Here is a 22,483-nt window from a genome sequence, read left to right on the forward strand (position 1 = left end):
GAGATAGAGAGGGCACGGACCGTAGCCGGCTACGGTCCGTGCCCTCTCTATCTCGGCGAGGAGCCTTCTCTATCTCGGCAGGGTTCAGAGGGCGAGGTCGAGGCGGCCGTCGGGGGAGGAGCTGGCCAGCGCGCCCTCGCGGCGCGGGATGCGGCCGGCCCCGGCGGCGAGGCGGCCGGACTCGACGGCGAGGCGCATGGCGTGCGCCATGCGGACCGGGTCGGCGGCGCGCGTGACGGCGGTCGCGAGCAGCACGCCGTCGCAGCCGAGCTCCATCGCGAGGGCGGCGTCGGACGCCGTGCCCACCCCGGCGTCGAGGACGACGGGCACGCGTGCGGCACTCGCGATCGCCTCGATGTTGCGCGGGTTGAGCACGCCCAGCCCGGTGCCGATGGGGGCGCCGAGCGGCATGACGGCGGCGCACCCGACGTCCTCCAGCCGGCGCGCGAGGATCGGGTCGTCGTTCGTGTACGGCAGGACGACGAACCCGTCGCGCACGAGCCGGTCGGCCGCCTCGACGAGGCCGATCGGGTCGGGCAGCAGGGTGACGTCGTCGGCGACGACCTCGAGCTTGACCCAGTCGGTGCCGCACGCCTCGCGCGCGAGCTGGGCGGTGAGCACGGCCTCGGCGACCGAGAAGCAGCCCGCCGTGTTGGGCAGGGCGCGGATGCCGAGCCGCTCCAGCAGCCCCCAGATGCCGCCGTCCTCGGCGCCCGCGCCGCCCGGGCGCACCGCGACGCGGCGCATCGCCACCGTGGTGAGCCCGGTGCCCGACGCGACCAGCGCGTCCTCGAGCGTCATGAGGTTCGACGCGCCGCCCGTGCCCATGACGAGGCGCGAGCCGATCTCCGTGCCGGCGACCACCAGGGGGTCGACGAGCGGGTGCGCGAGCGGGCGGGACGTGGCCGCGGCGTGCGTGCTGGTCATGCTTCCTCCGTGCTTCGTGGTCAGGCTTCGTGGTCAGCCGCCCTGGACGGCGGTGACGATCTCGACCCGGTCGCCGGGAGCGATCCGGGTCCCGGCCCACAGGCCGCGGGGGACGACGGCGTCGTTCACGGCGACGGCGATGCCCTGCACGGAGCCGTCGGCGACGAACGCGGGCACGAGGGCTGCGACGACGGCCTCGACGCCGTCGCCGTGCGGCCCGTCGAGCGGGTAGGCCTCGCCGTTCACGACGGCGGTGCGGGTGGCGGGGGCGGCGGTCATCGGGCGGCTCCTTCGGGGAGACGGGCGGCGGGCGCGAAGCGGCGCGGGTCGGCGGCGGACAGCGCCGGGTCGGGGGGAGGCGCTCCGGTCAGCACGGCCACGACCGCGTCGGCGGTGAGCGGGGCGAGCAGCACCCCGTTGCGCCCGTGCCCGACGGCGGCGAGCAGGCCGGGCACCGCGGTCGCGCCGACGAGCGGCAGGTTGTCGGGGGTGGCCGGGCGGGCGCGCGGCGTGACGTCGACCAGCGCGGCCTCGTCGATGCCGGGCACGAGCGCGCGGGCGTCACGCAGCAGCGCGAACACGCCGCCCGCCTCGGCGCGGCGGTCGTCGGGGCGCTCCTCGCTGGTGGCGCCGACGACGATCTCCCGGTGGCTCGGCCCGGTGCCGGGCCCCGCGCCGGTACCGGGACCCCGCGGCACGACGTACACCGGCCGCCCCTGCACGGTGCCCCGCACCACGTGCTCGAGCGCGAGGCCCGGGCCGGCGTCCAGGCGCAGCGTGGCGCCCTTCACCGGCCGCACCGGGACACGCACGTCGGGCACGCCGTCGAGCAGCGACGCCGTCGCGACCGCGCCGGTCGCGACGACGACCGCGCCCGCGGCGTGGCGCGCGCCCGCGTCGTCGTGCACCGCGACGACGCGGCCCGCGCCGTCGCGCTCGAGCCGCGCCGCCGCGCGGCGCACGAGGGCGCCGCCGAGAGCCTGGACGAGCGCCGCGTGCGCCCCTCGCGGGTCCACGGCGAGGTCGCCCTCGACGACGGCCGCCCCGGCGAGCCGCGGCCCGAGGTACGGCTCGCGCCGCCGCGCGTCGGCCACGGAGACCTCGGCGGAGGCGAGGCCCCACTCCCGGTGCAGCGCCAGGACCCGGCGCAGCAGGGAGAGGTCGTCGGCGTCGTACGCGACGGCGAGCGACCCGGCGCGCAGCAGGGGGACGTCCCGCCCGGTCGCCGCGGCCAGGCGGGCGGCGAAGTCGGGCCAGAGCGCGGCCGAGGCGACGTTGAGGCGGGCGAGCTCCCGCTCGCCGAAGTCGGACTCGCTGACAGCCGCGAGCATCCCCGCCGCGGCGCGGGTGGCGCCCTCGCCGGGCGACGGGTCGAGCACGGTGACGGACAGACCGCTCGCTGCGGCGCGCCAGGCCACGGAGAGGCCGACGATCCCGCCGCCCACGACGACCATGTCGGACAGGGTGTCGGACAGGGTGTCGGACAGGGTGCCGGACAGGGCGTCGGACGGACTGCTGGGCGTGGGCATGTGCGCTCCCTTCGCTGGCATGACCCAGATCAGGTTCGACGGTCGGCTCCTACGCCCTCTCAGCCCCGAGCGGGGCTCCCGTGCGCGGCCACTGTAACCCGGGCCGTGGTTACCCTGACCGGCGTGACCACGACCGCGCCCGACCACGGTGCCGCCCCGGAGACCGCTCCCGACGCGCCCCGCGCCCGCCTCGCCGACGCCCGCCTGTACCTGTGCACCGACGCCCGCGAGGAGCGCGGCGACCTGGAGGACTTCCTCCACGCAGCGCTCGCGGGCGGCGTCGACGTCGTGCAGCTGCGGGACAAGACGCTCGACGTCGCGCGCGAGCTCGAGCTGCAGGAGGTGGTCGCCCGCGTCGCCGCGGAGCACGGCGCGCTCTGGGCGGTGAACGACCGGGCCGACGTCGCGCAGCTCACCGGGACGCCCGTGGTGCACATGGGGCAGCGCGACCTGCCGGTGCCCGCCGTGCGGTCGCTGCTGGGGCCGGCGCCGGTGCTCGGCCGGTCCACGCACTCCGCGGACCAGGCCGCCGCGGCGGAGGCCGACCCGGACGTCGACTACTTCTGCGTCGGCCCGCTGTGGGCCACGCCCACCAAGCCCGGCCGCGCGGCCGTCGGGCTCGACCTGCTGCGCGAGGTCGCGGCGACCCGCCCCACGACGCCGTGGTTCGCCATCGGAGGCGTCGACGCCGAGCGCCTCGACGCCGTGCTCGACGCCGGAGCGTCCCGCGTCGTCGTCGTGCGGGCGATCACGCAGGCGCCCGACCCCGAGCGCGCCGCCCGCGAGCTGCGCGAGCGGCTGGGCTGACCCGCCGGCCCATCCGGGCACGCCCCGGGATGGGGAGTGCTCCCCCTCGCGGGTGATACCCGGCGGGGGTGGCGTGTGCCACAGTGAGCTCGCCCCGCCTCGCGCCGGGGCGAGTCGCGCCCCCCGAGCCCTGGAGAAGTCGATGTCCCCTCGTGCCCGCACGTCCGCCCTGCTGCTCGCCGGCGCCCTGCTCGTCCTGTCCGGGTGCACGGGCGGGGGCGCCGAGGAGGAGGGCGGGACGTCTGGAGCGGCCGCATCGGCCACCCCGGAGGCCGAGGCGGCCGCGGATCCTGGCACGGCGTCCGTCGCCGACCAGGTGATGGCGGAGCAGAAGATCGCGACGCCGCACGGCTCGGACGCGGCCCTCGGCGGCGAGGTGACCGTGTCGCTGCGGGCGGTCGAGGTGGCCGGCGGCACGACGACGGTGCGCTGGGCGCTGCGCTGGGACGACGACGCGTCGCCCGCCGACGCGGGGGCGAGCTGGTACGACATGAGCTTGGAACCCAGCACGACCGTGACGGACCGGGCGGGTCTCAAGGCGTACCGGCCGTTCTGCACCGAGGGCGCCTGGCAGGAGGACACCGACGACTCGACGAAGGCGGCGGTCGCGCAGATCAAGTGCCGTGAGTCCATGCTCGTGTCCCCTCTCGAGAAGCACGCCTTCAAGTTCCCCAACCACGGCACCATCGAGGTGTCCGCCGTGCTGCCCGCGCCGGAGGGGGAGCCCGCGACGGTGGACGTCCTGCCCGCCGAGGGGCTGCCGCTGTTCACGGACGTGACGGTCACCTACGTCGACGGCGCCGCGAAGTGACGGCTCGACGGCAGCGGGGGACGGTGGTCGCGGCGCTCGCCGCGCTGCTCGCCGCGCTGCTCGCCCCGGGTGCTGCCGGCCCGGCCGTGGCGGGGACCGAGCCGAGCGCGTCGCCGAGCCCGTCGTCGGGCGCCGCTCCGACGGCCGACCCGGAGCTGATGCAGGAGGCGCGGGCAGCGCTCGCGGAGCAGGACGCGACCGTCGAGGCCGCGGAGACCACCGACGCGATGCGCACGGACGCCACGGTCGACCTGCGCGCGGGCGACTCGACGTTCGCCTTGGACGCCGCGGACTCCACCATCACTCTGGAGCAGAGGCAGGAGAAGAAGGACGACACGGTCGTCACGCTCACGTCCGACCTGCTGTTCGACTTCGGCAGGGCGACGCTGACGCCGGAGGCGGCGACGGCGGTCGCGAGGCTGGCGGCGGACATCCCGCAGGACGCGACGGTGCGCGTGGACGGGTACACCGACTCGATCGGCACGGACGCGAAGAACCTCACGCTCTCCCGGCAGCGCGCGAACGCGGTCGCCGACGTGCTCGCGGCGGAGCGGCCGGACCTCACGCTGAAGGTGGAGGGCCACGGCGAGGCGGACCCGGTCGCGGACAACGAGGTGGACGGCCAGGACAACCCCGCGGGGCGGGCGCTCAACCGCCGCGTCGAGGTGACCTACCCCACCGCGTGACCCGTGGGACGGGCCCGGGAGCGGGACCGTCCGGCGGCTACGATGGCTCGGTGACGTCTCCCGCCACCGACACCCCCACCACCGCCGACCTGGCGCCCACGCCGCGACCGGTCCTCGTCGTCGACTTCGGCGCCCAGTACGCGCAGCTCATCGCGCGCCGGGTGCGCGAGGCCCGCGTCTACTCCGAGATCGTGCCGCACACGTTCACCACCGAGCAGATGCTCGCCAAGAACCCGGCGGCCATCATCCTGTCGGGCGGCCCGTCGTCGGTGTACGCCACCGGCGCGCCGTTCGTGGACCCGGCGCTGTTCGAGGCCGGCGTGCCGGTGCTCGGCATCTGCTACGGCTTCCAGGCGATGGCGCAGGCGCTGGGCGGCACCGTCGCGCAGACGGGGCAGCGGGAGTACGGCGGCACCGAGGTCGAGGTGTGCGAGGCCGGCGTGCTGCTGGCGGGCACCCCCGACCACCAGACCACCTGGATGAGCCACGGCGACTCCGTGCACGCGGCGCCCGAGGGCTTCACGGTGCTCGCGACGTCGTCCGGCTCGCCCGTCGCGGCGATCGAGGACACCGGTCGCCGCCTGTACGGCGTGCAGTGGCACCCCGAGGTCAAGCACTCCGCGCACGGCCAGGCCGTGCTGGAGAAGTTCCTCTACGAGGGCGCGGGGCTCGCGCCCGACTGGACGGCCGGCAACGTCATCGCCGACCAGGTCGCCGCGATCCGCGCGCAGGTCGGCGACGCGCGCGTCATCTGCGCCCTGTCCGGCGGCGTGGACTCCGCCGTCGCCGCCGCGCTGGTGCAGCGCGCCGTCGGCGACCAGCTCACCTGCGTGCACGTGGACCACGGCCTGCTGCGCGAGGGCGAGGTCGAGCAGATCGAGCGCGACTTCGTCGCGTCCACGGGCGTGAAGCTGATCATCCGCGACGAGAAGGAGCGGTTCCTCACCGCCCTCGCGGGCGTGAGCGACCCCGAGACGAAGCGCAAGATCATCGGCCGCGAGTTCATCCGCGTCTTCGAGGACGCCCAGCGCGACATCGTCGCCGAGGCGGGCGCCCACGGCGAGGAGGTCAAGTTCCTCGTGCAGGGCACGCTCTACCCGGACGTCGTCGAGTCCGGTGGGGGCGAGGGCGCGGCCAACATCAAGAGCCACCACAACGTGGGTGGCCTGCCCGACGACCTGCAGTTCGAGCTGGTCGAGCCGCTGCGCACCCTGTTCAAGGACGAGGTCCGCGCGGTCGGCCGCGAGCTCGGGGTGCCGGAGGAGATCGTCTCCCGCCAGCCCTTCCCGGGCCCGGGCCTCGGCATCCGCATCGTCGGCGAGGTGACGGCGGAGCGCCTCGAGACGCTGCGCCAGGCGGACGCCATCGCGCGCGCCGAGCTCACCAAGGCCGGCCTGGACGACGAGATCTGGCAGTGCCCCGTCGTGCTGCTGGCCGACGTCCGCTCCGTCGGCGTGCAGGGCGACGGCCGCACCTACGGCCACCCGATCGTGCTGCGCCCCGTGTCCTCCGAGGACGCCATGACGGCAGACTGGACGCGCCTGCCCTACGACGTGCTGTCCGTCATCTCCACCCGCATCACCAACGAGGTGAGCGAGGTCAACCGCGTGGTGCTCGACGTGACGAGCAAGCCGCCGGGCACGATCGAGTGGGAATGAGGGAGGCGGGCGTGGTGCGCGGCGGTGTCGTTCGTTCGAATGATTCGCTCGTTCCTCGCTCGGCTCTCACGAACGACACCGCCGCGCACCACGCCCGCAGGTAGCGGCGGGAGCTGTCTCCCGTCGGTGGATGTGTCAGGAGATGCGGAACGAGTTCGCCCGGTCGTTGAAGCTGCCGAGGTAGCTGTCCTTGTCGATGAACCCGGTGTACGCCCCCGTCTTGTTGTTGCCGTTGTAGAGGCGCACGTCGCAGCCGTTGTAGGTCTTGACGGAGCTGATCCGGTTGGAGAGCGCGGTGCCGAGGTTGGCGCCGCCCTCGTTGTCCCCGGTGCCCGACGTGCAGCCGACCTTGTACTTCGGGTTGAACACGACGACCTGGAAGCCGCCGTAGTCCTTGTTCTGGTACAGCCGTGCGACGACCAGCCCGGTCCCCGGCTTCGCGTTCTTGCAGCCGAAGGTCCCGTCGAGGACGGCGCAGTAGTAGGTGGTGCTGGCAGCCGTGGCCGAGATCTTCAGGTCCTCGACCATGACCGGTGCGTCGCTGTCCACGCGCTGCACCTGGACCGGCGCCGGGTCGTCCGCGGGCGCGGCCGTCGCGGTCGGACCCGCGACCCCCAGCGCGGAGATCGCGGCGAGCCCGCCGACGACGGCGGCGAGCCGGGCGCGGACGTTGCGTCGTTGCGTCGTGATGGTCATCTTCGCTCCTCACGTCTGCCGGCGATCCCCTCGTCGCCGGTCACGGTGTGGGGGGAGCGCGGAGCGGGCGTCCTTGATACGCCCGAGCAACGACGTGCCCGTGACCTGCGGTGACGCCGCCTCGGTCAGCGGACGAGCGATGCGGCGCGCTCGTACGCGCGGTCGACGTCGGCGAGCACGCGCGGCCACGACGTCGCGAGCTCGGCGGAGCGGTTGTGGGCGATGATCGCGTCGAGCAGGGCGGGGTCGTCGGCGAGGCGGACGAGGGCGCCGGCCATCGCCGCGTCGTCGTCCACGAGGAGGGCGTCGCGCCCGTCGACCAGGCGCTCCGCGACCCCCGACTGCGACCGGCTGACGACGGCGAGTCCGGCGGCCTGGGCCTCGAGCGCCGCGATGCCGAACGCGTCCTGCACCGCGGGGGCGACGAAGACGTCGGCGCGCACGTAGAGGCGCTTGAGCTCGGTCGGGGTGAGGCGGCCGACGAGCCGCACCGTGTCGGCCAGCCCGTGCTCGCGCACCCAGCGGCGGGCGTCGGCGAGCTGCGGGCCGTCGCCGCCGATGGTCGCGACCAGGCGCCCGGGGGCCTTCTCCACCGCGGCGGCGATCGCCTCCAGCATCGGCAGCACCCGCTTGCGCGGCGCGAACCGGGTGGCGGACACGACGTGCACCTCGCGCCCTTCCGCCCGCTCGCCCCGCTCGACGCGCGGCAGCCGCCAGGCGTCGACGTCGATGCCGTTGCCCAGCACCGACACGCGACCCGCCGCCGCGTCGGGCGCGAGTCGTCGCCCGACGACACGGCGCAGGGGAGCGGCGGTCAGCTCGCTCACCGCGGACCACTGGACCGGCCACGACGACCACCGGGTCACGCGGTCGAGCGCGCCGAACGCGCGATCCCAGCCGCCCCACACGCTGTGCACGGTGAGCAGCGCCGGCAGCCCGAGCCGGGTCACCGGGCGGAGCGCCAGCTCGACCGTCGGGGCGAGCACGCCCATGTGCAGGTGCACGGCGTCCGGGCGCCGCCCGTCCCCCTCGAGCTCGCGCAGCCGCGCCAGCACGTGCGCCGTCGAGCGCGGGTGGACGGGGAAGCCCCCCGGCACGCGGGCGGCGACGCGGTGCACGACGACGCCGTCGCCGTCGGTCGACGTCGTCAGGCCGTGGTCGCCGGGGGCGGCCGGCGTCGTGGTGATGACCTCGACGTCGTGCCCGGCCTCCGCCTGCCGGCGCGCGAGCCGGGCCACCTGGGTCTCTATGCCGCCGAGCAGCGGCAGGTAGGAGTCGGAGACGTGGACGATGCGCACCGGCTCATCCTGCCATCGGCAGCGGCGCGGCCACCTGCGGCTTCGCCGAGCCGAGGGCGTGCGTTGGCGCTACCGTGCGAGGAGCGGGACCTCTGGCGCACGCGCCACGGCACACACCTGAGGAGAGGTGCGACATGTCGAGCACTGTCACCGTTCATCCGACCAAGGGCGTCCGCGGGATCGGGATGATCACCGTCATCGCGGGCATCGTCATGATCGTGCTCGGCGTGGGCGTCTGGGTGGTCGTCTCCCAGACCCTCTCCGCCGAGGAGATCACCGTCTCCGAGGACGCCAACATGTTCGCGGGCCAGCACGTCGCCGGACCGTTCACCGCGTACGCGCAGGCGGAGGTGATCGACAAGCACGCCACCGAGATGGCCGACGGGAAGACCTATGCCCAGCTCGACCAGGACGACCCCGTCCGCGACAGCGTGATGGACGCGTCGTTCCTGCGCGCGTCGCTGTTCACGTCGGTGGTGGCGTTCGGCGTCTGCGCCCTCGTCATCGGCCTGGGCATCGTGTTCATCCTGCTCGGGAGCGCGCTACGCAAGCTCGCCGGCGGGCCGCAGGTGGTGATCGACTCGCCCTCGCTCACGTCCGAGGGCGGGCTGTCGCACGCCGCGCACCGCGCCGACCCGGTCGAGCCCGACCGGCCGTCGGCCCCGACGACGCCCGCCGCGCCGCCCGAGCGGCCGAGCACGCGCACGGCTCCCGAGGCGCCCCCCGCCGGGACGTCGGCGCCTCCCTCGACGCCGCCGTCTGCGTCCCCCTCGACGCCGCCGGAGAACCCGCCGGCCGCGCCGCCGGCGGGGGGCAGCGGCTCGCCGTCGGCCTGAGGCCCGACCCGCACGACGACGCGGCGGTGACCTTCGGGTCACCGCCGCGTCGTCGTGCGCGTCAGCGGGTGGTCGTCGCGCGGCGTCGGCGGCGCACCGCGCTCACCACGGAGCCGATCACCAGCAGGGCGCCCGCCGCGGCGAGCAGCACGATCGCGGCCAGCTCGACGTCGATGTGCGCGCCCGCGGCGTTGGCCACCAGGCCCACGCCGAAGGCGACGACGAGGAAGCCCCACACGATCGTGCTCGCCCGCGGGCCGCTGCTGGCCGGCGGCTCGTCCACGGGGACGGGCGCCACCGGGGGCGCGGGCGCCGCCTCCGCCGGCTCGGACGAGGCCCACCCCGACGAGGCCGGCTCGAGCGTCGGCTCGGGCGCGGCGGCGCCGTAGCCGGGGGCGGGCGTCTCCGGCGCGGTCGCCGCCGGCTGGGTGGGCCCGTGCTCGGTGACGGCGGGTTCCGCGGGCCGCTCCGGCTGGTCGAAGATCGACAGCGGGTCGTCCGGCCCCGCCACCGGGAACGCGCGGGTGTCGCCCGAGGCGGGGTAGGCCTGGGTCTCGTCGGCCGCGCGCAGCGCCCGGGTGTCGTCGGCCGCAGGCAGGGCCTGCGTCTCGTCCGCGGCCGGCAGGGCCTGGGTCTCGTCCGGCTCGGGGCCGGGCGTGGTGGGCTTGTCGTCGCTCATCAGGACTCCTCGATGGTCAGGTTGCCGGCGCGCACGCCGACGTCGAGCAGCAGGCGGGCGCCATCGGCCTGGCGAGCCTCCTCGTTGGTGAACCGCACGGGACCGTTGGTGTAGGTGTTGACGGAGCGGTCCTGGCCGTCCACGAACCACTCGGCGTTGCCCGCGATGACCTCGACGTCGGCCTCCACGGCCGTGCCGTCGGGGATCAGGACGGTCGCGTTGCCGGCGGAGATCGTGACGGGGACGACGACGGGGTCGTCCAGCGGGACGTCGGACAGGTCGAGGTCGGTGAGGTCGACCGTGGCGTCGCCGAAGCGCACGTGCACGCCCTCCTCGGCCTCGGCGGTCGTCGTCGGGTGCAGGGTGCCGTCGCTGACGACCGCGGCCGCGCCGGACTGCTGCGGCGCGGCGTCCCAGAACTCCCAGGAGCTGCGGTCCCCGGCGAAGGGCCAGGTGAGGACGCCGGCGATCAGCGCGAGGATCGTGAGGAACGTCAGGCCGCCGCCACGCCGGCCGCGCAGGCCGGTCACGACGAGCCCGAGCCCGAGGACCACGATCGACGCGCCCAGCCAGGTGGGCCCGAGGGGCAGGTCGAGGTTCCCGGTGCGGTCCGCGACGAGGAGCAGCGCGCCACCGAGCAGCACGAGCCCGAGGACGATGCCGACCGCGGCGGCGCCGGGACCACGCCGCACGGGACGCGGGGGCCGCGGCGGGCGCGGTGCGACGACCGGGGCCGCCGGGGGAGCGGCGGGCGCGGAGGCCCAGGCGCCGGCCGGCGCGGCGGGCGCCGCGGCCCAGGAGCCGGAGGGGCTGGAGGGCTCGGTCGGCGGCTGCGGCGCCGGCGGCGTCGTCAGGTAGGGCGCCGGCGGCGCCGGGGTGAAGGAGCCCGTGGACGACGGCCCGCCCGTGGTGGGGTCGTCGGTCGTGCCCGGCGCGGGCGCGGCCGGGTACGGGGGAGCCGCGGGGTACGGCGGCGCGGGCGGGGCGCCGGGGCCGCCGTTCCGCGGGCGGCGGTCGCGGATCAGCTTGACGACCAGCCAGACGATCCCGACCCAGACGGCCACCCACAGGAGGGCGCCGATCCACTCGATCCCGAAGCCCCACCAGCTCAGGCCGTCGCCCCAGGCGAAGCCGACGATCAGGGCGACGACCGCCCCGAGGAGCGCGACGTCGAAGTCCCCGCGGAACGCCTGCTGCAGGTGGATGCGGCCGTCCCGCTCCGGGAGCAGCGCCCACGCGATCGCGTAGATGACGATGCCCGCGCCGGTGAGGAAGAAGCTGAGGATCAGCAGGCCGCGCACCAGCAGCGGGTCCAGGCCGAAGCGCTCGGCCACGCCGCCGGCGACGCCGCCGACCCACCGGTTGTCGGACCGGGTGACGCCCATGCGGCGGATGGAGTCGAAGAAGCCGTCGCCGGAGCGGCGCGGAGGGGTGCCGCCCGCGGCGGGGGCGCCGCCGGGTCCGGGCTGCGGCCCGGGCGGCTGGGGGAGGTCGTCGGTGCTCATGGCTCCATCCTGGCGATCGGGGAGCCCGCGCGGCATCGGGTGCTGCCCTGACGCGACCCTGAATCGACGGGTCGAGCCACCCTGAAACCTCGGGATCCCGCGCCCCGGGGCGCCCCTGACGTGCCAGGATCGGGAGCATGACCACCGAGCGACCCCCGCGCCTCCCGCTGCGCCGGCCCCCTCAGGGGCGGGTGCTCGCCGGCGTCGCCGCGGGCCTCGCCGCGCACCTGGGCCTCCCGGTCCTCGTGGTGCGCCTCGCTCTCCTCCTGCTCACGCTGGTGGCGGGCGCGGGCGCGGTGGCGTACGTGTTCTGGTGGGTGACCGTGCCGTCGGGCGACCCGCGGCAGGCCGCCGACACCACGCCCACGTCCATGCAACGGCTCGCGCCGCGGCTGCGCCTGCGGGGGCCGGTCGCGGCCCTGCCCGTGCGGGACGTCCTCATCGGGGCTGCGCTCATCGCGGGCGCCTTCGTCCTGGTCGCGATCCGCGCGGGGTGGGACGTCGGGGCGTCGTGGGTGCTGCCGGCGCTCGTCGCCGTGGGCGGCCTGGCCCTGGCGTGGAGCCAGCTCGACGCCGCCCAGCGCGGCCGCGCCGGGGACGCAGGCCCGGGTACCCGCCGCTCGACGCTGGTGCTGCGGCTCGTGGGTGGCGTCGTCCTCGTCATGGTGGGGGTGCTGCTGCTCATCGGCCAGGACGCCCCCGTGCCCGTGCTGCTGCAGGCGGCCGTGGCGTCGCTCGCCGTCCTCGCGGGCGCGGCGCTCATGCTGGCGCCCTGGTGGCTGCGGCTGGTGCGCGAGCTGGGCGACGAGCGCGCCGCCCGTGCGCGCGAGGCGGAGCGCGCCGACATCGCCGCCCACCTGCACGACTCCGTCCTGCAGACCCTCGCCCTCATCCGCTCGCGTGCCGACGACCCGGAGGCGGTGGCCCGTATGGCCCGCGCCCAGGAGCGGGAGCTGCGCGAGTGGCTGTACACCGACCGCACCGCACCGGGCACGTCGCTCGCGGCGGAGCTGCGCGCCCTCGTCGCGGAGGTCGAGGACGGCCGCGCCGTCGAGGTCGAGTCGGTGATGGTGGGCGACTGCGTCCCCACGGAGGAGACCTCGGCCCTGCTGCAGGCGTCGCGCGAGGCGCTCGTGAACGCCGTCGTGCACGGCCGCCCGCCGGTGACGGTCTACCTCGAGGTGACCGACGCCGCCGTGGAGGTGTTCGTCCGCGACCGCGGCGACGGGTTCGAGATGGACGACATCGCGCCGGACCGGTTCGGGGTGCGGGAGTCCATCCTCGGGCGCGTGCACCGGCGCGGCGGCACCGCCGACGTCACCAGCCGGCCCGGCTGGGGCACCGAGGTGCGGCTGCGCATGCCGCGCGACGGGTCGGCCGCGCCGGCGGCGGAGCCTGCCGCCGGCCCCACCGCCGCCGGGCCCACCGACGAGAACGACCCGAGCACTGCCGACGAAGGAGCACGCACGTGACCACTCCCACCGACGCGACGCCGCAGCCGACGGGGCCGGTCCCCGTCGTGCTCGTCGACGACCACCACATGTTCCGCACCGGCGTGCGCGCCAGCCTGGACGGCCGGGTGCAGGTGGTGGGCGAGGCGGCGGACGTCGACCAGGCCGTGGCCGTGGTGCACGAGCACCGCCCGCCCGTCGTGCTGCTCGACGTGCACCTGCCGGGAGGCAACGGCGGCGGCGGGGCGGAGGTGGTACGGCGCTGCGCGGACCTGCTCGGCGAGACGAAGTTCCTCGCGCTGTCCGTCTCCGACGCCGCGGAGGACGTCGTGGCCGTCATCCGCGCCGGGGCGCGCGGCTACGTCACCAAGAACATCTCGGCGTCCGACCTCTCGGGCGCCGTGGTCCGCGTGGCCGGCGGGGACGCCGTCTTCTCGCCGCGGCTCGCGGGCTTCGTCCTCGACGCGTTCGGCACCTCCGCGGGCGACGTCGCCGTCGCGGACGACGAGCTGGACCGGCTGTCCAAGCGGGAGCAGGAGGTCATGCGGCTCATCGCGCGCGGCTACTCCTACCGCGAGGTGGCGAGCGAGCTGTTCATCTCCATCAAGACGGTCGAGACCCACGTGTCCGCCGTGCTGCGCAAGCTGCAGCTCTCCAGCCGCTACGAGCTCACGCGGTGGGCCGCGGCGCGCCGGCTGCTGTGAGCGGGCCGGCTCGACCAGCGGCGCGGTAGCGCTCGACGACGACGTCCACGAGCTCGGCGGGCGCGTCCTCGTGGGCGACCAGGAGCGGTGCGGTCGTGACGTCCCCGCCCGCCCGCGCGGCGAGGTCGGCGAAGAACCCCGGCGCGAGCAGGTAGGACGCGACGACGACGCGACGGCCCGGGTGCTGGGCCCGGGCGGCGTCGACCACCTCGTGCACGCGCGGGGTGGCGTTCGCGATGTACCCGACGGCGACCGGGCGGCCCAGGCGCCCGGCCAGGCGGGCGGCCGTGGTCTCGCAGTCGGCGACGGCGCGCGCGTCGCTCGACCCGGCGGCGGCCAGGACCACGGTGTCGTCGTCGCGCAGGCCTGCCTCGGCGAGGCGCTGCTCGAGCACGTCGACCAGGCGGTCGTCGGGCCCGAGCGCCCCGCCGAGCGTGACGTCGTCGCCGCCCGCGACGGCGGCGTCGACGTCGTCGCGCAGGTCGACGTGCACGTGGTACCCCGCCGACAGCAGCAGCGGCACCACGACGCTCGGCGCCCGGAGGCCACGCAGCCCGGTCAGGCAGGTCGGGACGTCGGGCTGCTGCACGTCGACGAAGCCGGCGTGCACGGGGACGCCGGGGAGGCGGGCGGCCACGGCCTCGACGAGGGTCGCGACGGCGCCGGCTCCGGTCGCGGACGCCGTCCCGTGCGAGACGGCGAGGAGCGCTGGGACGGTCATGCCGCGACCCTAGGGCGGGCGGCGTCCTGCGACGTTGCGCCCGCGTGAACGGTCGTCACGACGACCTCACCGCCGGCGCTGCGACAGTGTGAGCGGAGCCGTGGGAGGACGCCGGCCCCGTCCACGCCGGGCTGCGTCGCACGACGTCGCCCACGACGGTCACGGCCGGCGCCTGCACGCCCACGGCACGCGCCCGGTCGGCGATGTCGGCGAGGGTGCCGACGGTGGTGCGCTGACGGGCGCCGAACCCGTCCTCCACGACGGCGACGGGCGTGTCCGCCGGACGTCCCGCCGCGACGAGGGCGCGGGCGGTGTCCGCGAGCCGGGTGACGCCCATGAGCAGCACGAGCGTGTGGTCGGTACCGCCCGGGACCTGGCCGACGTCGTCGTGCCCGGTGAGCACGCTGAACCCGCGGGCGAGACCCCGGTGCGTGACCGGGATGCCGGCCGCCGCCGGCACGGAGACGGCCGACGTCACGCCGGGCACGACCTCCACCTCGATCCCGGCGGCGCGGCAGGCGTCCAGCTCCTCGCCGCCGCGGCCGAAGACGTACGGGTCTCCGCCCTTGAGGCGCACCACATCGCGTCCGGCGAGCGCGTGCCGCACCAGCAGCGCGGTGATCTCCTCCTGCGGCACGGGATGGTGCCCGGACGTCTTGCCGACGTCGACCACCTCGACGTCGTCGGCCAGCCCGGCCAGCAGGGAGCGCGGTGCCAGGCGGTCGACGACGACGACGTGCGCCGCGGCGAGCAGCCGCCGCCCGTGCACGGTGATGAGGCCCGCGTCCCCGGGGCCGCCGCCCACGAGCGCGACGCGGCCCGGGCGCGTCGCGCGTCCGTCGTCGCCCGCGGGGCGCACGGCACGCAACGGCAGGCTGCCGTCGTCGAGCCCGGCCACGACGGCGTCGCGCACCCGCACGGCGCGGCGCGGGTCGCGCCCCGCGGTGACGGCCACGGCGAGGTCGCCCGCGGGCCGGCCGGCGGCGTCCGTCACGGGGGTGCGCGCCACGGCGGGCACCCACGCGGAGCCGAGCTCGGCGTCGCCCGCGGTGACGCAGAAGGTCCGCAGCAGCTCGGCGTCGCCGGCCACGCGGGCGTCCACGTCGGGGTCGCCGGTGGCGGTGTGCACCAGCCACGCGCCGTCGAGGTCGCCGTCGCAGTACCCGCGGGTGATCCGTTCGATCGCGCCCGCGGAGACGAGCGAGGCGAGCTCGGGCACGACGTCGGGCGCGATCACGCGCACGCGGGCCCCCGCGGCGAGCAGTCCGCGCACGCGGCGCAGCGCCACGGGGCCGCCGCCCACGACGATGACGAGGCGGCCACCGACCCGCAGGCCCAGCGGGTACGTGTCGTGCGGCGGGGCGGGGCGGGCGGAGCGCGACCCGTTCGAGGACGTCCTGCGGCGGCTCATACGTGCAGCCCGCACTCGTCCTTGTCCCGGCCGGCCCAGCGACCGGCGCGGGCGTCCTGCCCGGCCTCGACCCGCTGGGTGCAGGGCTCGCAGCCCACGGACGGGTACCCGTCGCTGAGCAGCGGGTTCACCACCACGCCGTGCGTCCGGGCGTACTCCTGGACCTCCTCGTCGGTCCAGGCGGCGAGGGGGTTGATCTTCACGACGCCGTTGCGCTCGTCGAACGAGACCAGGGGCGCGTTCGCGCGGGCCGCGGTCTCGCCGCGGCGGACGCCGGTCGCCCAGGCCTCGTAGCCCTGCAGGGCCTGCCGCATGGGAGCCACCTTACGCATGGCGCAGCAGGCCTCGGGGTCCCGGTCGTGCAGGCGGGGGCCGTGCTGCGCGTCCTGCTCGGCGACGGTGAGCGCGGGGCGGACGTCGACCACGTCCACGTCCATCTCGATCTCGACGGCGCCGCGCGTGCCGAGCGTCTCCGCGAAGTGGTAGCCGGTGTCGCCGAACAGCACGTCGACGAACGGGAGCTGCCGGGAGACCAGGTGGGCGAGCACGAGGTCCTGCATCGACGACGCGACCGCGAGGTACGGGCCGAACTCGCGCACCGCCCAGGCGACGACCTCCACGGCCGTGGCCTCGGGGCGGTCGCCGTCGGCGTGCAGCTGCGCCTGACCGCGCTCGACGACGTGGCGCAGCTCCTCGACCGAGCGCCGGTGCCGGGACGCACGCGCGCGCTGCCTGGCCTGGCGCGACTCCTCGCGCGCCGCCGCCCGGGCCCGCACCTCGGCGAGCCGGCCGCCGCCGGCCGGGGACGCGAGCAGCGTCACCGGGGAGGAGATCTCGACGGCGGTCACCGCAAGGCCTCCTCGTCGGCCCGGTGCGCCCACTGGGCGAACGTCTCGCCGCCGTCGTGCTCGGCGTCGTACCGCCGTACGACGCGCTCCACGTAGTCGCCGACCTCCGACGCCGGCACCTTGAGGCCGCGCACCGTGCGGCCCAGCCCGCCGGCGTCGCGCCCCTCGCCGACCAGGCCGCCGCCCAGGTGCACCTGGAAGCCGGGCATCTGCTCGCCGTCGACCGTGATGATCTGGCCCTTCAGCCCGATGTCGGCGGTCTGGATGCGGGCGCAGGAGTTGGGGCAGCCGTTGACGTTGAGCTCGATGGGCCGGTCGAGACGCCCGGTGACGTCGCCCAGCCGGTCCTCGAGCTCGCCGATCACGCGCGCCGCCGTGTCCTTGGTGTCGACGATGGCGAGCTTGCAGAACTCGATGCCGGTGCAGGCGATCGTCGAGCGGCGGAACAGGCTCGGTCGGGCGGTGAGGCCCAGCGGCTCCAGCCCGTCCAGCAGCTCGTCGACGCGGTCGGCGGGCACGCCCAGGATCACGACCTTCTGGTGCGCGGTGAGCCGGGCGGAGTCCGCGCCGACCCGCTCGATGAGGTCGGCCAGCCCGGTGAGGGTGTTGCCGCCGACCCGCCCGACGACGGGGGCCGCGCCCACGTAGAACCGGCCGTCCTTCTGCTCGTGCACGCCGACGTGGTCGCCGGGCCGGGTGGCCGGCGCGGGGGCCGGGCCGTCGGGCAGCGTGTACCCGAGGTACTCGCTCTCCAGCACCTCGCGGAACTTCTCCGTGCCCCAGTCGGCGAGGAGGAACTTCAGGCGGGCCTTGTTGCGCAGCCGCCGGTAGCCGTAGTCGCGGAAGATGCGGATGACGCCGTGCCAGACGTCGGGCGCCTGCTCCTCGGTGACGAAGACGCCGAGCCGCTCGCCGAGCCGCGGCGTGGTGGACAGCGCGCCGCCCACCCACAGGTCGTAGCCGGGGCCGAGCTCGGGGTGCACGACGCCGACCAGCGAGATGTCGTTGATCTCGTGCACCACGTCGAGGCTCGGGTGGCCGGTGATCGCCGTCTTGAACTTGCGGGGCAGGTTGGCCAGCTCCGGGTCGCCGATGTAGCGGCGCTTGATCTCGAGGATCACGGGGGTGGGGTCGATGATCTCGTCGGCCGCGATGCCCGCCACCGGGCTGCCGAGGAAGCCGCGGGGGGAGTCGCCGCAGGCCGTGGTGGTCTCCAGGCCCACGGTGTCGAGGCGGCGCCAGATCTCCGGCATGCTCTCGATCTCGATCCAGTGGTACTGGATGTTCTGCCGGTCGGTGATGTCGGCAGAGCCGCGCCCGAAGTCGGCCGAGATGCCGCCGAGCACCCGCAGGGCGGCGGGCGACAGGGGCTGGCCGTCCGAGCGGACGCGGAGCATGAAGTACCGGTCCTCGAGCTCGTGCGGCTCGAGCGTCGCGGTGCGGCCGCCGTCGATCCCGGGCTTGCGCTGCGTGTACAGGCCCCACCAGCGGAAGCGGCCGTGCAGGTCGTCGTCGGTGATCGAGTCGAAGCCCTCGCGCGCATAGGTCGACTCGATGCGCTCGCGGACGCCGAGCGGTGCCGCCTCCTGCTTGAAGACCTCGTTGTGGTTGAGGGGATCGGTGCCGTCGACCTTCCACTGCCCGTTCGGCCGCGTCGCGCGCGGGGGGCGGACGCGGGCGGGGGCGTCGTCGCTGGTCGGGGCGGGTGCGGTGGTCTGCGTCGTCATCTGGGGGAGTTCCTCGGGTCCTCGGGGGCGGGACGCGCGACGACGAGCGACTCAGCGGGGGTGGGCCGAGGACCGACGGCGCGCGCCGGTGCTCAGGAGCCGCGGGTCCGCGGCGGGGCTGAGGTAGGGCGCGATCAGCGACAGCAGCACAGACAGCTGCGCATGCTGCGACGCACGCACGCCGGCATCTCGTGACGAGTCGTCACGAGGAGGCGGTGCGCGGCCGTGGTCATGGGGATGACCGTAACCGCTCCGGGCGCCGTCGCGCGAGACGAGGTCCACATGGTGGGACCACATGGTGGGACGATGCGGGGCCGGCTTGCGGAGGTCTGTCCGGGTGTGATGTGTGACCGGTTGCGGACACCGGTGTCAGATCCCGCTCCGCGCGCGGCTAGGCTGCCCGCATGGAGTTCCTCTACCACGTCTTCGTCGCGCTCCACTTCGTGGGCTGGGCGATCGTCCTCGGTGGCTACATCGCGTCGATCAAGAGCCCCGGCCTCTACCGCGGGGTCTTCCACGGCGCCGCGACCGCCCTCGTCGCCGGCATCCTCATGGTCGGCATCGCCGAGATGGGCGACCTGTGGGCCGACGGAGGCCCCAGCATGGCCAAGATCGGCGTCAAGCTCGTGATCGCGCTGATCATCGCCGTGCTCGCGTTCGTCGCCAAGCGGCAGGGCTCGAAGGGCGACAACGGCACGGGTGCCGTGGCCCCCGGCCTCAAGCACTCGATCGGCGCCCTGACGCTGGTCAACATCCTGGTCGCCGTCTTCTGGTGACCGTCCACGTGGCCCCGGGTCGGTCGCGATGAGCGTCCTGGGGGAGGTGCTGGTCGGGCTGGCGATCGCCGTCGGCCTGGTCGGCATCGTCGTCCAGGTGCTCCCCGGCAACGTGCTCGTGCTGGGGAGCATCCTCGTGTGGGCGTGGGTCACCGGCGGCACGACGGCGTGGGTGTGCTTCGCCGTCGCCGCCCTGGCGGTCGTGGCCGCCGAGACCGGTCAGTGGCTGCTCGCGGGGCGTCACATGCGCCGGGCCGACGTGCCCTGGGGCACGCTCGCGCTGGCGGGCGTCGCGGGGGTGGTCGGGTTCTTCGTGGTGCCCGTGGTCGGGCTCTTCCTCTTCTTCGCCGGGGCCGTCTTCCTCGTGGAGCTGGCCCGACGGCGCGACGCGGCCGTCGCCTGGACCGCCACGCGCGCGGCGCTCAAGGCCACGCTCATCACGATCGGCGTGCAGCTCGCGGGCGGCGTCGTGGCCACTCTCGCGTGGGTGGTCGGGCTCGTCCTCGCCTGAGCCGGCGCGCGACTCCCGTGCCGCGACCCGGCGTGGCGGCTCACGCGACGCCGTGACGTGGGGCGTACATGATCACCGCGACGCCGGCGAGGCAGAGCAGCGCACCGGTGACGTCCCAGCGGTCGGGCCGGAACCCGTCGACGACCATGCCCCAGACGAGCGACCCGGCCACGAAGACCCCGCCGTACGCGGCGAGGATGCGGCCGAAGCTCGCGTCCGGCTGCAGGCTCGCGAAGAAGCCGTACGCGCCGAGGGCGACGACGCCCGCGCCGATCCAGATCCAGCCGCGGTGCTCGCGCACCCCCTGCCACACGAGCCAGGCGCCCCCGATCTCGAAGACGGCGGCGGCGAGGAAGAGCAGGATCGAGCGCAGCACGGTCATGCGCAGGAGTCTCGCGCGCCGACGGGCCCCGCCGCGAGCCCGCGCCGGTCAGGCTGCCGAGCTCTCGGTGACGTACAGCGTGTTGCCGTCCGGGTCCCGGAACTCGAACATCGGCGGCGCCTGCTCCCACAGCAGGAGGTCCCCGACGTCGGCCCCCGCGTCGGTCAGGGCCTCGTGGGCGGCCCGGGCGTCCGGCGTGACGAGGCGGATCCCGGTGTCGACGCCGGCGGGCAGCGCGTCGCCCGCCCGCACCAGCGCGAGCGACGTCGCGGCGCCCGGCGCGGCGACGTCGACCCACCGGAAGCCGGGCTGCAGCTCGGCGTCGAAGCGGACCTCGAACCCCAGCGGCCCGGTGTAGAAGGCGAGCGCGGCGTCCTGGTCGCGGACGGGGACCGCGACGGTGTGGACCCCGGTGAATCGTGCTGCGGCCACGGTGGTTCCTCCTCGGGCGACGACCCGGCGCCGGTCGCGCCCGGGTGCGGTACGGGTGGGACGGCCGCCGGGGGCGGATCTCATCGGCGCGCGGCTTAGGGTGTCGGGCGGCAGGCACGGCAGCTCGGAGGAACCATGACCCAGCAGGACGCCCGGCAGCGGCACGACGACCGGTGGACGGTGCGCGTCGCGACGCTCGACGAGCTGGACGCGCGGACCGCGTACGCGGCGTGGCGGCTGCGGCAGGACGTGTTCGTCGTCGAGCAGGAGTGCGCGTACCCCGACCTGGACGGCCGGGACGCCGAGCCCACGGCGCGGCACGTCGTCCTGCTCGACCGCGACGGGGGCGGCCGCGTCGTCGCGACGGCGCGGGTGCTCGACGACGGCGACGTGCAGCGCATCGGCCGCGTCGTGTGCCACCCGGACGTGCGCGGCTCGGGGGCGTCGGGCGTGCTCATGCGCGCCGCGGTGGAGGTCGCCACCGCCGCCGCACCGGAGGCCGACGTCGTCCTCGGCGCGCAGTCGCCGCTGACCGGCTTCTACGGGCGGTTCGGTTTCGCCCCCGACGGGCCCGAGTACCTGGAGGACGACATCCCGCACACGCCGATGCGGCTGCGTCGGTAGGGCCGCCCGCACCAGGCGGACATCGCCTCGGCGAGCCCGTCCGTCGCGCCCTCGCCGACCCAGGCGACATGGCCGTCCGGGCGCACCAGGACGCCGCTCGGCGCGGGCACCTCGCCGAGCAACGGCAGCACCCACGGGCCGGTGGTCGTGGCCCGGACGTGCCGGACCCGGTCGGCCCACGCGCCGACGTCGAGCGGCGGGCCGCCGAGCTCCAGGAGCACGGGCCGGGCCGGGTGCAGCAGCTCGAACACCCGGGCTGCCGGAGCGATCCCCGCCAGGTCCAGGTCCGGCACCCGCCGCCCCAGCAGCGGGTGTCCCTCGCCGAGGTCGTAGGCCACGTCCAGCCCGGTGACGAGTCCCGTGACGGGTGCGCCGGCGCCGTCCACGGCGAGGACGGCGTCGAGCAGGTCGCGCAGCGCCTCCTGCCGCGGGTCGGCGCGCTGGAACAGGGACTGCGCCATCGTGTAGCCGAGCGCGCGGGCGCCCGCGGGGTGCCGCTCCGCGTGATACGAGTCGAGGAGCGCGTCGTCCGACACCCCACGGACCACCTGGCCGAGCTTCCAGCCGAGGTTCACGGCGTCCTGGAGGCCGAGCCCGATACCCTGCCCGCCCGTCGGGGAGTGCACGTGTGCCGCGTCGCCCGCGAGCAGCACGCGGCCCGCGCGGTACGACGCGGCCTGGCGGGTGGCGTCGGTGAACCTCGACAGCCACGTGGGGTCGCGCACGCCGAAGTCCGTGCCGAACACCTCGACCAGGCCCCGCCGCAGGTCGTCGAGGGTGGGCTCGTCGGTCGACGGCGCCGCCTCGGTCAGCACCACGCGCACGGTGCCGTCGTCCGTCCGGTGGAGGCCGTGCGGGCCGCGCTCGTCGACGGTCCCGGTGCGCTGCAGGTCCCCGTCCACCTGGACGTCGGCGATGAGGGTGGTGCGGGTCGCGTCCGGACCGACGAGGTCGATGCCGACGGCCCTCCGCACGACGCTGCGACCGCCGTCGGCGCCCACGACGTATCGCGCCCGCACCGGGTCGCCGGCACGGAGCAGCACGTCGACGCCGTCGTCGTCCTGCACCACGCCCTCGACCTCGACGCCGCGCCGGACCGGGACGCCCACCTCCTGGGCCCACGCGAGGAGCAGCCGCTCGATGCGGTTCTGGAACAGCGCCAGCGTGTACGGGTGGCGCGTGGGCAGGCCCGCCAGGGAGAGGCGCGTGCCGCCGAACGTCACCGCGGTGATCGTGGTCCCCTCGGCGAGGAACCGGTCGGCGATGCCGCGCTGGTCGAGCAGCTCGATCGTGCGGGCGTGGATCCCGCCGCCGCGCGAGCCGACGAGGTCCTGCGACTCGCGTCGCTCGAGGACGACGACGTCCGCCCCCGCGAGGCGCAGCTCGCCCGCCAGCATGAGCCCCGTCGGGCCGCCGCCGGTCACCGCCACGTCGTGCATCGTGAACCCCCTGCGTCGCTCGCCT

Annotated in this window: 24 protein-coding genes and 1 riboswitch; of the genes, 10 read left to right on the top strand and 14 right to left on the bottom strand. The window is 75.8% G+C overall.

Annotation, left to right across the window (positions count from 1 at the left end; translation table 11 throughout):
- Window positions 1-84: 84 nt before the first annotated feature.
- From ACFCZN_RS19285 to thiO, 3 genes are all read right to left on the bottom strand, one after another.
- A complete protein-coding gene (locus ACFCZN_RS19285; protein WP_429766139.1) occupies window positions 85-927 on the bottom strand; it encodes a thiazole synthase in 843 nt (280 codons plus the stop codon).
- Window positions 928-960: 33 nt separating this feature from the next.
- Window positions 961-1,206: a sulfur carrier protein ThiS gene (thiS, locus tag ACFCZN_RS19290; RefSeq protein WP_429766141.1), complete on the bottom strand. Its 246-nt coding sequence runs from the start codon at window positions 1,204-1,206 to the stop codon at window positions 961-963.
- Complete coding sequence (thiO, locus tag ACFCZN_RS19295; RefSeq protein WP_430557827.1) at window positions 1,203-2,456, bottom strand: glycine oxidase ThiO; 1,254 nt, start codon at window positions 2,454-2,456, stop codon at window positions 1,203-1,205. Before thiO ends, thiS begins: the two co-directional genes overlap by 4 nt.
- A riboswitch (TPP riboswitch) is annotated at window positions 2,446-2,548 on the bottom strand. Its footprint overlaps the gene before it by 11 nt.
- A 31-nt stretch (window positions 2,549-2,579) precedes the next feature.
- Here thiO and thiE point away from each other — a divergent pair.
- The 4 genes from thiE to guaA all read left to right on the top strand — a co-directional run bounded on the left by thiE (window position 2,580) and on the right by guaA (window position 6,418).
- Window positions 2,580-3,263, top strand: a complete 684-nt coding sequence (thiE, locus tag ACFCZN_RS19300) for a thiamine phosphate synthase (protein WP_430557828.1) — start codon at window positions 2,580-2,582, stop codon at window positions 3,261-3,263.
- 142 nt (window positions 3,264-3,405) lie between these two features.
- Window positions 3,406-4,074, top strand: coding sequence for a hypothetical protein (locus ACFCZN_RS19305; protein ID WP_430557829.1), 669 nt, complete (start codon window positions 3,406-3,408; stop codon window positions 4,072-4,074).
- Window positions 4,071-4,760: an OmpA family protein gene (locus ACFCZN_RS19310; protein WP_430557830.1), complete on the top strand. Its 690-nt coding sequence runs from the start codon at window positions 4,071-4,073 to the stop codon at window positions 4,758-4,760. Before ACFCZN_RS19305 ends, ACFCZN_RS19310 begins: the two co-directional genes overlap by 4 nt.
- 50 nt (window positions 4,761-4,810) lie before the next feature.
- The gene (guaA, locus tag ACFCZN_RS19315; protein WP_430557831.1) at window positions 4,811-6,418 is read left to right on the top strand and encodes a glutamine-hydrolyzing GMP synthase; all 1,608 of its coding nucleotides are present in this window, start codon (window positions 4,811-4,813) and stop codon (window positions 6,416-6,418) included.
- A gap of 135 nt (window positions 6,419-6,553) precedes the next feature.
- Here guaA and ACFCZN_RS19320 read toward each other — a convergent pair whose 3' ends face one another.
- Window positions 6,554-7,114: a hypothetical protein gene (locus ACFCZN_RS19320; protein ID WP_430557832.1), complete on the bottom strand. Its 561-nt coding sequence runs from the start codon at window positions 7,112-7,114 to the stop codon at window positions 6,554-6,556.
- Window positions 7,115-7,239: 125 nt separating this feature from the next.
- Window positions 7,240-8,412, bottom strand: coding sequence for a glycosyltransferase family 4 protein (locus ACFCZN_RS19325; protein WP_430557833.1), 1,173 nt, complete (start codon window positions 8,410-8,412; stop codon window positions 7,240-7,242).
- 134 nt (window positions 8,413-8,546) lie between these two features.
- Between ACFCZN_RS19325 and ACFCZN_RS19330 the strand changes: the two genes are divergently transcribed.
- Window positions 8,547-9,248 (top strand): hypothetical protein, encoded by a 702-nt coding sequence (locus ACFCZN_RS19330; protein WP_430557834.1) that lies wholly within the window; start codon window positions 8,547-8,549, stop codon window positions 9,246-9,248.
- Window positions 9,249-9,309: 61 nt separating this feature from the next.
- On the opposite strand, the gene ACFCZN_RS19335 is transcribed toward ACFCZN_RS19330, so the two are convergent.
- Window positions 9,310-9,927 carry a hypothetical protein gene (locus ACFCZN_RS19335; RefSeq protein ID WP_430557835.1) on the bottom strand — a complete coding sequence of 206 codons (618 nt, stop codon included), beginning with the start codon at window positions 9,925-9,927 and terminating at the stop codon, window positions 9,310-9,312.
- Window positions 9,927-11,432, bottom strand: coding sequence for a PspC domain-containing protein (locus ACFCZN_RS19340; protein ID WP_430557836.1), 1,506 nt, complete (start codon window positions 11,430-11,432; stop codon window positions 9,927-9,929). Before ACFCZN_RS19340 ends, ACFCZN_RS19335 begins: the two co-directional genes overlap by 1 nt.
- 137 nt (window positions 11,433-11,569) lie before the next feature.
- Between ACFCZN_RS19340 and ACFCZN_RS19345 the strand changes: the two genes are divergently transcribed.
- Window positions 11,570-12,904: a sensor histidine kinase gene (locus ACFCZN_RS19345; RefSeq protein ID WP_430557837.1), complete on the top strand. Its 1,335-nt coding sequence runs from the start codon at window positions 11,570-11,572 to the stop codon at window positions 12,902-12,904.
- Between the two features lie 68 nt (window positions 12,905-12,972).
- On the top strand, window positions 12,973-13,587 hold the full coding sequence (locus tag ACFCZN_RS19350) for a LuxR C-terminal-related transcriptional regulator (RefSeq protein ID WP_429766298.1): 615 nt from the start codon (window positions 12,973-12,975) through the stop codon (window positions 13,585-13,587).
- Here the strand turns inward: ACFCZN_RS19350 and ACFCZN_RS19355 are convergent.
- From ACFCZN_RS19355 to ACFCZN_RS19370, 4 genes are read right to left on the bottom strand one after another with little or no spacing between them, the layout of a single operon-like run.
- Entirely contained in the window at window positions 13,553-14,308 is a 756-nt protein-coding gene (locus tag ACFCZN_RS19355) for a sirohydrochlorin chelatase (RefSeq protein ID WP_430557838.1), read from the bottom strand. The genes ACFCZN_RS19350 and ACFCZN_RS19355 overlap by 35 nt on opposite strands.
- A 55-nt stretch (window positions 14,309-14,363) precedes the next feature.
- Window positions 14,364-15,719 carry a uroporphyrinogen-III C-methyltransferase gene (cobA, locus tag ACFCZN_RS19360; RefSeq protein WP_430557839.1) on the bottom strand — a complete coding sequence of 452 codons (1,356 nt, stop codon included), beginning with the start codon at window positions 15,717-15,719 and terminating at the stop codon, window positions 14,364-14,366.
- Window positions 15,716-16,567: a phosphoadenylyl-sulfate reductase gene (locus ACFCZN_RS19365; RefSeq protein WP_430557840.1), complete on the bottom strand. Its 852-nt coding sequence runs from the start codon at window positions 16,565-16,567 to the stop codon at window positions 15,716-15,718. The genes cobA and ACFCZN_RS19365 overlap by 4 nt, the downstream gene beginning before the upstream one ends.
- Window positions 16,564-18,294: a nitrite/sulfite reductase gene (locus ACFCZN_RS19370; protein ID WP_430557841.1), complete on the bottom strand. Its 1,731-nt coding sequence runs from the start codon at window positions 18,292-18,294 to the stop codon at window positions 16,564-16,566. The genes ACFCZN_RS19365 and ACFCZN_RS19370 overlap by 4 nt, the downstream gene beginning before the upstream one ends.
- A 404-nt stretch (window positions 18,295-18,698) precedes the next feature.
- Here ACFCZN_RS19370 and ACFCZN_RS19375 point away from each other — a divergent pair, with 404 nt between their 5' ends.
- Together ACFCZN_RS19375 and ACFCZN_RS19380 are read left to right on the top strand one after the other, a co-directional pair.
- Complete coding sequence (locus tag ACFCZN_RS19375; protein WP_429766163.1) at window positions 18,699-19,070, top strand: hypothetical protein; 372 nt, start codon at window positions 18,699-18,701, stop codon at window positions 19,068-19,070.
- Between the two features lie 28 nt (window positions 19,071-19,098).
- Window positions 19,099-19,581, top strand: a complete 483-nt coding sequence (locus ACFCZN_RS19380; RefSeq protein WP_430557842.1) for a DUF456 domain-containing protein — start codon at window positions 19,099-19,101, stop codon at window positions 19,579-19,581.
- Between the two features lie 40 nt (window positions 19,582-19,621).
- On the opposite strand, the gene ACFCZN_RS19385 is transcribed toward ACFCZN_RS19380, so the two are convergent.
- On the bottom strand, window positions 19,622-19,963 hold the full coding sequence (locus ACFCZN_RS19385; RefSeq protein ID WP_429766165.1) for a YnfA family protein: 342 nt from the start codon (window positions 19,961-19,963) through the stop codon (window positions 19,622-19,624).
- Between the two features lie 48 nt (window positions 19,964-20,011).
- Window positions 20,012-20,395 carry a VOC family protein gene (locus tag ACFCZN_RS19390; RefSeq protein ID WP_430557843.1) on the bottom strand — a complete coding sequence of 128 codons (384 nt, stop codon included), beginning with the start codon at window positions 20,393-20,395 and terminating at the stop codon, window positions 20,012-20,014.
- A 135-nt stretch (window positions 20,396-20,530) separates the two neighbouring features.
- Between ACFCZN_RS19390 and ACFCZN_RS19395 the strand changes: the two genes are divergently transcribed.
- Window positions 20,531-21,019, top strand: a complete 489-nt coding sequence (locus tag ACFCZN_RS19395; RefSeq protein ID WP_430557844.1) for a GNAT family N-acetyltransferase — start codon at window positions 20,531-20,533, stop codon at window positions 21,017-21,019.
- Here the strand turns inward: ACFCZN_RS19395 and ACFCZN_RS19400 are convergent.
- Complete coding sequence (locus ACFCZN_RS19400; protein WP_430557845.1) at window positions 20,935-22,458, bottom strand: FAD-dependent monooxygenase; 1,524 nt, start codon at window positions 22,456-22,458, stop codon at window positions 20,935-20,937. The genes ACFCZN_RS19395 and ACFCZN_RS19400 overlap by 85 nt on opposite strands.
- Window positions 22,459-22,483: the final 25 nt, after the last annotated feature.

This window comes from Isoptericola sp. NPDC056134 (genome assembly GCF_042264825.1).
In the GTDB taxonomy this organism is placed as follows: domain Bacteria; phylum Actinomycetota; class Actinomycetes; order Actinomycetales; family Cellulomonadaceae; genus Isoptericola; species Isoptericola nanjingensis.

What these genes read in the sequence shown, in the direction of transcription:
- ACFCZN_RS19400 (WP_430557845.1), bottom strand. Translation starts at nt 22,458, where the DNA reads ATGCACGACGTGGCGGTGACCGGCGGCGGCCCGACGGGGCTCATGCTG.
- ACFCZN_RS19320 (WP_430557832.1), bottom strand. Translation starts at nt 7,114, where the DNA reads ATGACCATCACGACGCAACGACGCAACGTCCGCGCCCGGCTCGCCGCC.
- ACFCZN_RS19345 (WP_430557837.1), top strand. Translation starts at nt 11,570, where the DNA reads ATGACCACCGAGCGACCCCCGCGCCTCCCGCTGCGCCGGCCCCCTCAG.
- ACFCZN_RS19375 (WP_429766163.1), top strand. Translation starts at nt 18,699, where the DNA reads ATGGAGTTCCTCTACCACGTCTTCGTCGCGCTCCACTTCGTGGGCTGG.
- cobA (WP_430557839.1), bottom strand. Translation starts at nt 15,719, where the DNA reads ATGAGCCGCCGCAGGACGTCCTCGAACGGGTCGCGCTCCGCCCGCCCC.
- thiO (WP_430557827.1), bottom strand. Translation starts at nt 2,456, where the DNA reads ATGCCCACGCCCAGCAGTCCGTCCGACGCCCTGTCCGGCACCCTGTCC.
- ACFCZN_RS19350 (WP_429766298.1), top strand. Translation starts at nt 12,973, where the DNA reads ATGTTCCGCACCGGCGTGCGCGCCAGCCTGGACGGCCGGGTGCAGGTG.
- ACFCZN_RS19330 (WP_430557834.1), top strand. Translation starts at nt 8,547, where the DNA reads ATGTCGAGCACTGTCACCGTTCATCCGACCAAGGGCGTCCGCGGGATC.
- ACFCZN_RS19385 (WP_429766165.1), bottom strand. Translation starts at nt 19,963, where the DNA reads ATGACCGTGCTGCGCTCGATCCTGCTCTTCCTCGCCGCCGCCGTCTTC.
- ACFCZN_RS19370 (WP_430557841.1), bottom strand. Translation starts at nt 18,294, where the DNA reads ATGACGACGCAGACCACCGCACCCGCCCCGACCAGCGACGACGCCCCC.
- thiS (WP_429766141.1), bottom strand. Translation starts at nt 1,206, where the DNA reads ATGACCGCCGCCCCCGCCACCCGCACCGCCGTCGTGAACGGCGAGGCC.
- ACFCZN_RS19355 (WP_430557838.1), bottom strand. Translation starts at nt 14,308, where the DNA reads ATGACCGTCCCAGCGCTCCTCGCCGTCTCGCACGGGACGGCGTCCGCG.
- ACFCZN_RS19380 (WP_430557842.1), top strand. Translation starts at nt 19,099, where the DNA reads ATGAGCGTCCTGGGGGAGGTGCTGGTCGGGCTGGCGATCGCCGTCGGC.
- ACFCZN_RS19305 (WP_430557829.1), top strand. Translation starts at nt 3,406, where the DNA reads ATGTCCCCTCGTGCCCGCACGTCCGCCCTGCTGCTCGCCGGCGCCCTG.
- ACFCZN_RS19395 (WP_430557844.1), top strand. Translation starts at nt 20,531, where the DNA reads ATGACCCAGCAGGACGCCCGGCAGCGGCACGACGACCGGTGGACGGTG.
- ACFCZN_RS19340 (WP_430557836.1), bottom strand. Translation starts at nt 11,432, where the DNA reads ATGAGCACCGACGACCTCCCCCAGCCGCCCGGGCCGCAGCCCGGACCC.
- ACFCZN_RS19335 (WP_430557835.1), bottom strand. Translation starts at nt 9,927, where the DNA reads ATGAGCGACGACAAGCCCACCACGCCCGGCCCCGAGCCGGACGAGACC.
- ACFCZN_RS19285 (WP_429766139.1), bottom strand. Translation starts at nt 927, where the DNA reads ATGACCAGCACGCACGCCGCGGCCACGTCCCGCCCGCTCGCGCACCCG.